The 12,489-nt window shown below is 50.0% G+C and carries 11 protein-coding genes; 9 read left to right on the top strand and 2 right to left on the bottom strand.

Translation table 11 applies throughout. The features are described from left to right. Positions 1 to 24 precede the first annotated feature (24 nt). Both CHH67_RS21570 and CHH67_RS21565 read right to left on the bottom strand, forming a co-directional pair. Entirely contained in the window at positions 25 to 459 is a 435-nt protein-coding gene (locus CHH67_RS21570; protein WP_155618385.1) for a hypothetical protein, read from the bottom strand. Next, on the bottom strand, positions 443 to 916 hold the full coding sequence (locus CHH67_RS21565; RefSeq protein ID WP_095267444.1) for a MerR family transcriptional regulator: 474 nt from the start codon (positions 914 to 916) through the stop codon (positions 443 to 445). The genes CHH67_RS21570 and CHH67_RS21565 overlap by 17 nt, the downstream gene beginning before the upstream one ends. Before the next feature lie 595 nt (positions 917 to 1,511). Between CHH67_RS21565 and CHH67_RS21560 the strand changes: the two genes are divergently transcribed. The 9 genes from CHH67_RS21560 to CHH67_RS21520 all read left to right on the top strand — a co-directional run bounded on the left by CHH67_RS21560 (position 1,512) and on the right by CHH67_RS21520 (position 12,343). Then, a complete protein-coding gene (locus tag CHH67_RS21560; protein WP_095267443.1) occupies positions 1,512 to 1,832 on the top strand; it encodes a hypothetical protein in 321 nt (106 codons plus the stop codon). A gap of 56 nt (positions 1,833 to 1,888) precedes the next feature. Then, positions 1,889 to 2,392, top strand: a complete 504-nt coding sequence (locus CHH67_RS21555; protein ID WP_176475588.1) for a DUF2569 domain-containing protein — start codon at positions 1,889 to 1,891, stop codon at positions 2,390 to 2,392. Positions 2,393 to 2,647: 255 nt separating this feature from the next. Beyond that, on the top strand, positions 2,648 to 4,243 hold the full coding sequence (locus CHH67_RS21550) for a response regulator transcription factor (RefSeq protein ID WP_095267441.1): 1,596 nt from the start codon (positions 2,648 to 2,650) through the stop codon (positions 4,241 to 4,243). Between the two features lie 20 nt (positions 4,244 to 4,263). Next, on the top strand, positions 4,264 to 6,009 hold the full coding sequence (locus CHH67_RS21545) for a cache domain-containing sensor histidine kinase (protein ID WP_244908290.1): 1,746 nt from the start codon (positions 4,264 to 4,266) through the stop codon (positions 6,007 to 6,009). Positions 6,010 to 6,130: 121 nt separating this feature from the next. Beyond that, positions 6,131 to 7,531: an ABC transporter substrate-binding protein gene (locus tag CHH67_RS21540; RefSeq protein ID WP_095267439.1), complete on the top strand. Its 1,401-nt coding sequence runs from the start codon at positions 6,131 to 6,133 to the stop codon at positions 7,529 to 7,531. 112 nt (positions 7,532 to 7,643) lie between these two features. After that, on the top strand, positions 7,644 to 8,531 hold the full coding sequence (locus CHH67_RS21535; RefSeq protein ID WP_095267438.1) for a carbohydrate ABC transporter permease: 888 nt from the start codon (positions 7,644 to 7,646) through the stop codon (positions 8,529 to 8,531). 56 nt (positions 8,532 to 8,587) lie between these two features. After that, positions 8,588 to 9,358: a carbohydrate ABC transporter permease gene (locus tag CHH67_RS21530; RefSeq protein WP_095267478.1), complete on the top strand. Its 771-nt coding sequence runs from the start codon at positions 8,588 to 8,590 to the stop codon at positions 9,356 to 9,358. Between the two features lie 20 nt (positions 9,359 to 9,378). Continuing rightward, positions 9,379 to 10,263 (top strand): glycoside hydrolase family 43 protein, encoded by an 885-nt coding sequence (locus CHH67_RS21525; RefSeq protein ID WP_095267437.1) that lies wholly within the window; start codon positions 9,379 to 9,381, stop codon positions 10,261 to 10,263. Positions 10,264 to 10,489: 226 nt separating this feature from the next. Continuing rightward, entirely contained in the window at positions 10,490 to 12,343 is a 1,854-nt protein-coding gene (locus tag CHH67_RS21520) for a vWA domain-containing protein (protein WP_095267436.1), read from the top strand. Positions 12,344 to 12,489 lie beyond the last annotated feature (146 nt).

Genomic DNA, 12,489 nt, shown 5'->3' with positions numbered 1-12,489 from the left:
CCACATTAGGCGGTTTTTTCTGAACTAGTATCCCGTTAGATTGACCTCCTTACTCTCTTTCTTTATTCTTGTGCCAAGTATAATGAACACGGAATAGATTAAGATGGCAATCGAATCGATTAACGTATTCGTAAGTGCCGACACATCATAAGACGCGGTTACACCGAGAATGACCACTAGACGAATGAGCAGAAGTGACACGATCATCCACGCAGCAAACCGGATCTTAGATTTCTCGCTTTGAAATGACAGGATAATGAATACTATGCCGAAAACCAGATTCTCAGCGGTGATAATGTGCCAGACATACGTAAATGTTATCCGTGTATCCAAGGCGATATCATTCACTAGGAGCGTTGGCAATACAGCGGAATGCCCGTTCCATGCGTGCGTAACAGCAAAAAGTATTGCAAGAACGCCGGCAATCAAACAGTAATAATTCTTAAATCTGATGTCCATCACAATCCTCCTTAGTTATTTCAGGCTCCTTCTTGTGAAGATCCCGGTAAATCTCCCGAGCGAACATTGCCAGCCGCTGGTCACTTTCAGGATTAAAGTCCCTTAGCGTTTTAACTGCTACGTCGAGCAACTGACTGACCTTTTCAAGATGTGTGATTTTCTTGCGTGTTTCTGCTTTCTTGGCATCAAGGAATTCAGTGACCTCCTGGAAATAAGCAGGATCAACACTCTGCATTCTGTGAAACTGAAACTTCCCCTTGATTTCTTCGAGAGAAAAGTCCGCATACTGCATGATTTGAATATTCATCAAATCGACGATGTCGTCCCTAGAATACCTGCGATAAGAATTGTGTCCCCGGGACGGCGATACGACTCCAATACGGTCATAATACCGGAGCGTATCCTTCGGAATACCAAGCATCCGTGAAACCTCAGTTATTGAATATTGTTTTTCCATACATTCACAATAACATTGGAGTTAACTCCAATGTCAACTAGAAGAATTATTGTCGTTATCGAATACCATTGACGCGGTCTTTCTTCTTGATCAGACCGGAAGATTAGGGGCATTTGCTGAAACCGAATTGGCAAGTAGACGAACACAATTCAGCAAATGTCGAAGGAAGTCAGCAGTCATTTGTGGTGTGAATGGCAAATATCCTATTGCTATATGATAATGATCTGATTATCATCATCCATAAGACAGGGCATTTACTGTCCAGCCTGACGAACGATTTGTTTGAAATCGGCGAAGTAGCCACCACGGACTGGAAGATGTGTTTATCGCCTTCATGACATTGATCGGTTCATTTGCGTTCATGCTGTACATAACTTCATATTCATGTCTCTGGGAAATTATCAGCGCATGGTGATATGATTTCAGATTTGAAATTAATTGGCGTTGTGAGGATAGGGGGTGGCAGATCAGAACGATCTGAGGCGGGCCACGTCGTGTATGCGGGAGGGAGAAGGCTCTCCAGCATCAGGCCTATATTGACGTTATCCGCTGCTTGCGTGATGACATGAACAGAAATGACAAGGGAGAGAATCAAATGATCGCCGGGATGTTAATCGCTACATTGATTGTTGTACTGTCCTTTTTTTTAATGCCTTATAGTATCCCTGTCTTTTTCATTATTTTATTCGGACTGGTCTTTAGCACATATCTAAAAACCAGGCAAATGAGTGAGGATATCAAGCAAATCAAAGGCAAGCTGGGACTGCTGAGTGAAGAGGAAAGGACCGATCTAGGGATCCAAGCGTATCGAAGGTTACATCAGGATTCAGAATGGATGTCTAACACCAACCAAGAAATAGAAGAAGAGTTAGAGAAAGATAACGAAAATGGGCGCAGCAACCGAAATAAGAAATGAGTACATAACTGAAAGTGTATAAATCGAACAAATTGACGTTTAAGGAGTGCTGCCTGTTGGAAACAAAGCTTCAAGGAAATCAACCGGGGACTGGAAGATCAGGGGTATCAGGACTCGGGGGCTGGCTTATTCTAGTCCAGATCGGGCTCTATGCCACACTGATAATCGCATTATATGAATTGGTGGTGACTATGCCTGTATTCAGCCCTGAAACATGGAATATGATTACCTCCAAGGAATCCGAGTATTATCATTACTTGTGGGGGCCTGTTATCGTTTATGAAACAGCATATGGCATCATTCTCAGTGCCTTTTGCGTTTTTATTCTCATAGACTTTTATGCCAGAAAAGCGATCGTGCCCAAGCTCATGATCATTTTCTATGGAGGAAGCCTGTTATTGGGCATCTTTGACTATATTCTCGTCATGCAGATCCCATTAGCCAGAGAAGCGGAAGATGGAAGTACTGTTCAAGCTTTAATCAGAGCGGGATTTACCAGCTTGATCTGGATTCCATATTTCCTGAAGTCAGTCCGAGTCAAAAATACATTTGTACGATAATTCAGGTAACAGTGGGTAAACCACCTGTTGTCAGATAAAAGCAATCCACATCTTTCCCATCATAGCCGGACCCGGCGGAGGCCTCCCTCTTGCCTGGTTCGGTTTTTGATTTATGAAATCTAAAAATAGTCCACCTATCCAAAACAAGCGCCCTGTTGATCAGCGGGGATCGTATAATATAATGAAAGTCAAATGGGCCATTGGCTCTGGACAATCCTCGTCGTGGTTAGGCAGAAGTGAACAGGGGGTGGGCGAGTGAAAATAATAGTAGTCGATGATGAGCCAAGACATCTTCGGGGTATGGTTGGGCTGATTCGTGAATTACGACCGAATGCCCAGGTTATGGCCGCGAAGGACGGGATCGCTGCGCTGGAGCAGATCCGGGCAGATTGCCCGGATGCGGTGCTGACGGATATCCGGATGCCCCGCATGGACGGTTTAGCATTCCTGGAGCAGCTGAAAGAAGAGGGCATTTCAACCAAAGTCATTATGGTATCCGCTTACAATCTGTTCGAATATGCGCAGACGGCGGTTCGCCATGGCGCTTACGATTATTTACTGAAGCCGGTCGGGATCGAGAACGTCAAGCATTTGCTAGACCGGATTGAGCTTCAATTGAACAGTGAATCGCATCAGCGCAAGGTAAAGGAAGAGATGAAGCACCAGCTCGTGCGCGCCTCTTCCGCATACCGAAGCCGCCTGTACCTGTCCTGGCTGAACGGGAGTCTGACTCCCTCCGAGCAAGCAGAGATGGATAAGGAGGCGTGGCTGCAGGGCGGGGGGCTCATTATTTATTCCGAACTGAACAACGAAGGGAAGGATGTAGAGACAACAAGCGGGTTGGCCTTCGCCCAATGTCTGGAGCAAAGCTGGTCCCGGCTTGGGGAAGCGATGACGGTTCTCCACAACGGGATTCAGGACCGCCGGATGCATGCGATAACGGTCGTAAGTACGGCTCCGGTTACACGGGAGGCGAAGCAACAGATATGCCAGCTAGCCGATTCCCTTTCCAGGGAAATGTCGGCGGCGGGCCGGCTTGTACACGGGATTGGCCCATATTGCGAGCAGCTGGCTATCGGGGCCCCGCAGGCATATCGGGCAGCTCAAAAGGCCAACGAGCAAAACTTCTTCGAACGCTGGGAGGGGGTGTTTTTTTATGATGAACTCCGCTCTTCCCATCGCCCTGTACCGATCGACACGGATAAGCTCGTTCAGGCGCTGCTGAGCCAAGAGATCCAGATTGTGGTGGATCAATGTAAAAGCGCTTTCGAGCAGCTGGCCGATGATGGATACGCCGCACCGGCGCTAATGAAGGAGCAAGCCTTGCTGCTGCTGATGAGCATGAAAAGCACCCTCCGCGAGCTGGGTGAGCGGCAGGTGAGCGGCCAGCTTGCGCAAGGGGCAGCCGTGCTCGTGCAGGAGTGCGATTCGTATGCGAAGCTGCTTGAGCTGCTCGAAGCGAGCCTCCAGGAAGCGCATAGCACGCTTGCGCAGACCCAGCAGGACAAACACGAAATTGTTGTGGCCAACTGCTTGCGATGGATAGAAGACAACATGAAGGAGGAGCTGACGCTTGAGCGGGCGGCTGCGCATTTTTTCTTTAATCCGTCGTATTTCAGCACCTTCATTAAAAATAAGACAGGACGCACCTTCTCCGAGCATGTCACGGCCGTCCGGATGAGGCGCGCCAAGGAGCTGCTTGCTGACCACCGTCTTCGAATCTACGATATCTCCGCGGAATGCGGCTACCAGGATACGAAATACTTCTGCCGAGTATTCAAGAAATATTACGGCATATCGCCAGAAGCGTATAAGCATACATCTCTACCGGAAAGGAACAGCAAGCGATGACAACGTTTCGCTCTCGAATTTTGGCAAGTTATATTTTCCTGGTTGCTATTCCGCTAATTGTGCTGGGGCTCTTGTATTACCGAACAAGTCTGCAGGTTGTTACGGAGCAAGCGCAGCGGAATGTGTATGAGATCGTGAAGAAGAACAATGCGATTATGGACATGAAGCTCGGCATGATCGAGCAGAACAGCATGGCGCTGTTCGTGGATAAGGATTTATTTCAAATATTCAATCAATTGGACCCGAAGAACCAAGCGGATATTTTCGAAGCGGATCGTCAGGTCTCGTCAGTCCTTAGAAAATATTTCTCTTTAAATGAGGATGTCTATGCTTACCAGCTCTGGACATCCTATTTCAATTTTGGGCAAAGGCTGCCGCAAGGCGACCCTACGCAGTCGGACATATACCGCAAGGCGCAGGAGGCCGGCGGCAAAATTGTGTGGTATCCCACCTATGATTTCGTGGACATGTTCAATCAGCCTTATCTGCAGGATGGCCGGCTGGAGTTTCGTCATTTATTCTCGGCGACGCGGCTGCTGGATTTCTCCCATCTGAATGATACAACGCTTGAGAAAATGGATGCGGATGTGGAGCGCCCGGTGCTTACGATCAGCTTCAAGTCGGATGCGCTGAACGCCTTGTATGAAGAGAGCTTTCCTGATAGCTCAAGCTATCTGGTTGTAGACGAGCATTATCGGGTGGTAGCCGGCAGCAATCCGGATCTGGTAACGACGGTGTACAGACAGGATTGGCTGGAGGAGCTGCAACTGGAGAACAGCGGAACGCTGCGGATCAATCTGAACGGAGAGGCCGTTATTGTCTGTTTTGACCGTTCTGCCGTCACTGGCTGGTTGTCGGTCGTGTGGATACCGGAGTCGGCGCTGGTCAGCAGCCTCGTGCCTGTAATCCAGACGTCAAGCCTGCTGATTGCGGTCATCATGGGCATTATGGCCATGGTGTTTGCTTATTTTATCGCGGATCGAATCACGAAACCGATGAAGAAGCTGCTGAGCGCCATGCGATCGGTAGGGGAGGGTGACTTTCAGACCCAGATTACGATGCGCACGAATGATGAGTTCGGCATATTGCTGCAGCGCTTCAATCGCATGAATGAACAAATCCGCTATCTTGTCACGGAGAATTATGAAATCAAGCTGAAGGAGCAGGAGGCGGAAATTCAGGCGCTTACGATGCAGATCAATCCCCACTTCCTCTACAACACCTTGAACGTGATGAACTGGATGGCCATCGAGAGCAGGCAGGATGAGCTGAGCCGAATGCTTGCTTGTCTATCCAACATGCTGCACTACACGTCGCGCAAGCACTGGGGAGCCGTGTCGCTGTCGGAGGAAACCGAATGGATGAGCAACTATTTTTACATTATGGCTGTTCGTTTTGAAGACCGTTTCACCGTCAGATATGAGATCGACCCACGGTTATACGATTATAAAGTGCCTCGGCTGCTGTTTCAGCCCTTTGTTGAAAATGCTATACTGCACGGCTTTGACCAGACCGAAACTGGCGGGCTGATCAGCATTCGCGGCTGGATCGAAGGGGATTTACGGTATTACGAGATTGCCGACAATGGCCGGGGAATGAGTCCTGAGACAGTCAACGCGATTATGTATAGCGAATCTTCCTCCGTGGGGATCAAAAATACGATTGATCGTATCCGGCTCATGTATGGCGAGGAGTACGGGATTACGATCCGTTCCATGCCCGGCAAGGGGACGAGCGTCCTGATCAAGCTGCCGCTGCATTCCTAATATTAGTCCACCATTCCAAAGAGTTTCGGGTTATGTAAGCGCTACCCACCATCTATAATCAAACTATATCATAGACTGCAGCTATGAACTAAAAAGAAGCAATCGAGAGGGGTTCGGCAAAATGAAAAGGTCCAACAAATCGATCGTGGTTCTCTTCGCTATGATGCTTATGCTTGTCAGCGTATTGTCAGCCTGCGTGAGGTCCGATTCAGGCAGCAGCCAGTCTTCTTCGAATTCGGACGGAAGCGGTTCCAAAGATAAGATTACGCTGCGCATGACCGTATGGGGTGCACCGGAAGAAGTGGACGCATACAAGTTCGGAATCCAGCGTTTTGAAGAGAAACATCCGCATATAAAGGTCGAATTGCAGCACATCGCCGCTGACTATGACACCAAGCTGACGACGATGGTTGCCGGTAACGACGTTCCTGATATCGCCATGATGGAATCAGGCAGTATTGCCTATCCGCTTGCTGAGCAGGGCAAGTTTCTGAATCTGCAACAGTTCCTGGATAATGATCCGGATATCAACGTGGACAGCTTCGTCCCGAACATTACGTATTCGCTTGAACCGGGCAACGTGATCGGTATCGGGCCAGGGCCGGAGTCCTTCGTTCTGTTCTATAACGAGGACATCTTCAAGGAAGCGGGCGTTGCCCCTCCGCCAACCAAGGTATCGGAAGCCTGGACATGGGATGAATTTGTAGAAGTGGCCAAGAAGCTGACGATTGATACGAAAGGCCGGACAGCCAATGATCCGGACTTCGATCCGAAGAATATCAAGCAATATGGCGTAAGTGTCTCCACCTGGTGGGGCGTATACAGCAACTTTATTTACTCCAACGGCGGAGACTTTGTGTCTGAGGACGGCACGCGCTTCACGCTGAACGAACCCGCTGCAGTAGATGCGCTTCAGAAAATGTCGGATCTGATGAACGTGCATCATGTCGCGCCGTCGCCGGTGCAAGCCAAGAACATTCCGGCTACGAACGTAGCGCTGCAAACGAAGAAGGTTGCAATGGTCATTGACGGCCAATGGGCAAGCGCAGGGCTGGCACAGTCCAAATTCAACTTTAACGTCGGGGTGATGCCTGTTCTGGAAGAACCGGTGACCACGGTCGTATGTGCGATGTTCTCGATATTCGAGTCCACCGAGCATCCGCAAGAGGCGTGGGAGCTGATGAAAGCGCTGATCGATCCGGAAGCCTCGCTAGAGATGATTACGAGCGGCACCTGGATGCCGTCTTATAAAGATTGGTACACTGAGCCGGAACTGTTGGCCAGATGGACAGAGAATCTGGATGCGCGGCCATCGGGGTATAAGGATGCTGTCGTTGACGTGATTTTGACCCATGGCCATCAGACGCCTACCGGCTACGTGAAGAACTTCAACAAGATTATGGATATCGTGAACCCTGCCTTGGATAAAGTATGGCTTGGACAGCAAACCGCGCAGGAAGCGATGGATTCTATCGCCGCCAAAGCGCAGGAGCAAGTGCAGGGACGCCGGGACGTCAAGTAAGGCGAGTAAGGCAAGTAAGGCAAGCAGCCAAGAGACTTAGGGAGTTACGATTAGGGGGGGACGGCATTCTGTTCACAGACCGTCCTCTTCTCATTCGGGATAGGAGGCATAGATGCGCAAGGGACTCTGGTACGGATTGCTGTTCACGGCACCGGCCATACTCGGTTTTCTGATATTCACCTTGGGGCCGATGGTCGCCAGCCTAGTGCTCAGTTTAACGGACTACAATGTATTTAAAGATCAAACTTCGTTTGTCGGCTTTGCCAACTATGCAAAGCTGTTCTCCGGAGAAGATGATCTGTTCTATAAATCTTTAGGAGTTACGTTCTATTTTGTGCTTCTGCGTGTGCCGGCGGTCATCATCATTTCGTTCGCCGTCGCGCTATTGCTCAACATGAACGTGAAGGGAAGAGCGGTCTTCCGTACGATTATATACCTTCCGAGCATTGTGCCGGCCGTCGCGTCAGCGATGATCTGGATGTGGCTCATGAACCCGGATCTGGGGCTGCTGAATTCGATGCTGGAGTGGTTGAATCTGCCGACAAGCAACTGGCTGTACTCGGAGGGCAGTGTTATTCCTTCGGTCGTATTGACAACGCTGTGGGGGATCGGAAGCACGGTTATTATTTTTCTGGCGGGTCTTGCCGGCATTCCTCAGTCGTACTATGAAGCGATTGAAGTGGACGGCGGAGGTTGGTTCAGCAAGCTGCGCCAAATTACGATACCGATGATTACGCCAACGCTGTTCTTTAATGCGATCATGACGTTGATCAACTCATTCCAGGTCTTTAATGAGGCTTATATTTTAACCCAGGGAGGGCCTAATAACCAAAGCTTGTTCTATGTATTCTATCTGTGGAGAACCGGGTTCAGGGACACCGAGATGGGGTATGCATCCGCTCTGGCGTGGGTATTGTTCGTGATTATTATGATATTTACTTATATCGTCTTTAAAACCTCCAAGTCTTGGGTGTATTATGAAGGAGGGGAGCGCCCGTGAGACAATCGAAGCTAGCGCTTGCCGGAGGGTACGCGGCTCTTATCGTCATTTCGGCTATGTTTATTATTCCTTTTGTATGGCTGGTGCGCAGCTCGCTGATGGATTTATCGCAGATCTTTACGATGCCGCCCGAATGGATTCCGAAGCCATTTCAGTGGGGGAATTTTCACAGAGCTCTGACCGCGCTGCCTTTTGACGTCTTTTTCACCAATACGATGATCATCGTCGTAAGCGTTCTCGTGGGGACGGTCATCACGAGCAGCATTGCCGCCTTCGGATTTTCGCGGATTTCCTGGAAGGGGCGGGACACGGTGTTCGCCATTTTGATGACGAGCATGATGCTGCCATTTGCTGTGACGATGATTCCAAGCTTTCTCGGATGGCAAATGCTCGGTTTCTACGATACGTTCTATCCGCTGATAGTGCCCGCCTATTTTGGCGGCGGCATCTTTAATATTTTCCTGCTGCGGCAGTTCTATTTAACGATTCCGAGAGATTTCGATGAGGCGGCTTTTGTGGACGGTGCTTCCTATTTCCAGATTTACAGCAAAATTATTTTTCCTCTTAGCCGGTCGGCGCTGATTGTCGTTGCACTGTTCAGCTTCCTGGGTTCCTGGAATGATTTCATGGGACCGCTCATTTATTTGAAGAGCGACAGGCTGTTCACGCTGGCCCTGGGCCTGCAGATGTTCCAGGGCACGTATACGGCCCAGTGGGATCTTCTGATGGCTGCTTCGGCGATGGTGGTGATTCCTTGCGTGATCGTATTTCTGGTCGGGCAGCGCTACTTCCTGGAAGGCATTACGTTGACCGGGCTGAAGGGATAAGAAAGGAAGGGGACGTGTAGTTGAATATTAAGAACCCGATCATACCTGGCTGGTATGCAGATCCTGAGGCCCGGACGTATGAGGGGAAGCATTGGATTTATGCGACCCGCTCATACACGGAATACACGCAGCAGATGAATCTGGATGCGTTCAGCTCAGATGATCTTATTCACTGGGAGAAGCATGAAGGCATTATCGATATGGCGGATTTTCCGTGGATATGGCGGGCTGTATGGGCTCCGACCCACATCGAGCATAACGGTAAATATTATCTCGTCTTTGCGTCGAACGACATTCAGTCCGATGATGAAATCGGCGGGCTGGAGATCGCGGTGGCTGACCGTCCGGAAGGGCCGTACAAAGGTTATCTGGGCAAACCGCTGGTGGATAGATTCATTCACAAGGCGCAGCCGATCGACGCGCATTTGTTCAAGGACGAGGACGGAACGATCTATCTGTACTACGGAGGGTGGGGGCACTGCAATGTCGCCCGCATGAACGAGGATATGACGGGATTTGTTCCGCTCACGGAGGACAGCGACGAGGTGTTCCGGTCGATCACGCCGGAAGGGTATGTCGAAGGCCCTTGTATGATTAAGAAGGACGATTTGTATTACTTAATGTGGTCGATGGGCGGATGGACGAACGGAACATATCGTGTAGCCTATGGCGTAAGTGACAATCCGCTCGGCCCATTCGAGAATAAAGGCACGATTCTGGAAAGACAGGAGCCGCTTGCCGAAGGCCCTGGCCACCACGGTTATCTGCATTTGCCGGATACCGACGAATGGCTGATCGTCTACCATCGCCGGATCATCGGCGACACCGAGCCGGGTCACCGCCAGCTCTGCATCGACCGGATGCAGATTGGTGGCGGCAAGATTGAGAAAGTGGTTATGACTTGAAGATTGCGCATAAGCCGCCCGTTAAGGGCGGTTTTTTTGTTAAACGTGTAGAGTCGATACATGTTCGGATGGCGTTCTTTCGAGTGTTTCATAGGCGGGTGTATATTTATGGTAAAAATGAGCAGGTAACCCAACTCGTGAAGATGTCTTATTACATAAGATGCCTATTATAAGGCCTAATGACCGGCAAATAAGGACAATATCAGAGAAAGGAGGACTGCATGCCGTGCTAAATATTGAAAAAACAGCGAGTAGCAATCCCAATAATCCCTGTACCTTTACCGTAACGTTGTCGGCTGAGGGCAGCTCGATCCTAACAGGCACACCTCTTTATCTCGTGTTTGTCGTCGATGCTACCTCTTCCATGGGGACACAGGATATTAACAACAACACGGCCACTCGTTTTCAGGTGACGGCACAAGCGATACAAGGATTTCTGGATATCATATTCTCGGAGGAGTATGCGGCCATTGAGAAAAATATTGCGCTCGTCACCTTCGGCAACGGAGCCCGTGTGCATGTCACCCAAGCCGATGGTCAAGGCCAATTCAGCGGCTTGGTCAACCCCGCTCCCTCGACGCTGCCGGCCGGCGGCGGTGCGCCCGTCGAGGATTATTATATCGGCGCCAATGCATACAGCCCTTCACAAGCAGCAACCGCACTCGCCAATTTCCAGAGCGTGGCGGATAAAACGGAATTTTTCTATCAGGATGAGAATGATATTCTTTCCATGGTCAACAACATCAGCCGCTACAGCAATACCAATGCACAATCGGGGCTGCTGCTCGCAAACGAGCTGCTGGAGGGTGTTCCGGAGCATGCCCATAAGCTGATCATCTTCATCACGGATGGGGAAAGCGCGGCATCTTCTACTTTCTATGCTTATTACAATGAAGCGAATATCCCGGCTCACATCCATGCCGCTTCGCTTGTTCAGGAAGGGGCGCTTTTGTACGCTGTGTATAACGGGATTCAGGCGCTTGTGACGAGTGAAGACCTGGTTCGGGAGGGGATCGACCCGGACAATTATGATCCTGCCACATTTACACCGCTGCAAATCGTCAGACTGAAATTGCGTGCCTTGAGCAGAAGTGTGGAATTTTTCGAAGCGACTGCAGGCCAGTTAACGATCAATCCTTTTGCAGGGGAATGGCATAACTTTGACGGAAGAAATGCGGACAATATCACACGTGTGCCTGCCGTTCCCAATATGCTGGATGATGTGACGCTGAATGGGTATTACTGGTCCAACGGGCGGATCGGCTTCGCTGCGAATTATTATTACTACGAGCAGAGCCCCTTTTTCGCCAAGGTCAACGGAATATGGCAGTATTCCCAGTCGGCCTCGGGGGTGCCGCTTGAGCCTGTATATACGGATCCATTTTTTCCGCAGAGCATTGTGGGCCAGTCGCTGGATACCGTGACGTATGATAACTCTGAGACCGAACTTATGATTTTTGCTACGGATCAAAAAATTCCTCAGACCCGCCAGATCGATTATTACGAGTTAACCAGCCGCAACGTGTACGCAAGCAATGCTGCGAAGCGCTTCATGATTGCTGCGGCGGATGCCGCACGTGCGAATGGCATTGTGATCAATACGATTGGGATCGGCGGGGCAGTCCGGCTGCCCGAATATTTGGACCAAACGGCTTCCTCTGGCCAGGCTTACATCGTTCCGCGTGATATTAGCAACGCGCAGGTTGCGTTGCGCGATGAAATGGTGGCGTCCGCCAGACAAATATACACCATTACTGAAAATGTAGTCATCACCGATCGTGTTCCTCGTCGTTCATCACCATACACGATTCAAAATGACGGGACTTTCGAGCTGGATCTAACCTCGTTCCGGGTCGCTTATGTCCAAACGCCCGCCAGTCCGGTCATCTATCAGCCTGTCGATATTAACAGCAGCGATGTTGTATCCGTATCATTTCAACCCAACAGCTATGACATTCTTTTGTCGTGGGGGACCTGTGGTCAGCGGAAGCAGCGGCAGCGGGGGAAGGCAGATACTACAGAAGCATCCTGCAATTTCAACTCGCGGCAAACCAGGGTGTCATTTCGAATAATAGGATAGGGATTCCAGATATGAGGACGAATCTGAATGCGGCTGCCATCTGGACGGAGACAGGACTGGTCATGAGTCAATCCTTTCCGCCGGCATCTGTGTATATCCCCGAAACATGCAGCATATTTCCGCCCGTTCCCCCAGCCCCGCCTGTT

The sequence above is a fragment of the Paenibacillus campinasensis genome, from assembly GCF_002272015.1.
In the GTDB taxonomy this organism is placed as follows: Bacteria; Bacillota; Bacilli; order Paenibacillales; family Paenibacillaceae; genus Paenibacillus_AQ; species Paenibacillus_AQ campinasensis.
Note: the sequence above shows the minus strand (reverse complement) of the source record. Positions and strands in the feature narration are given on the sequence as shown.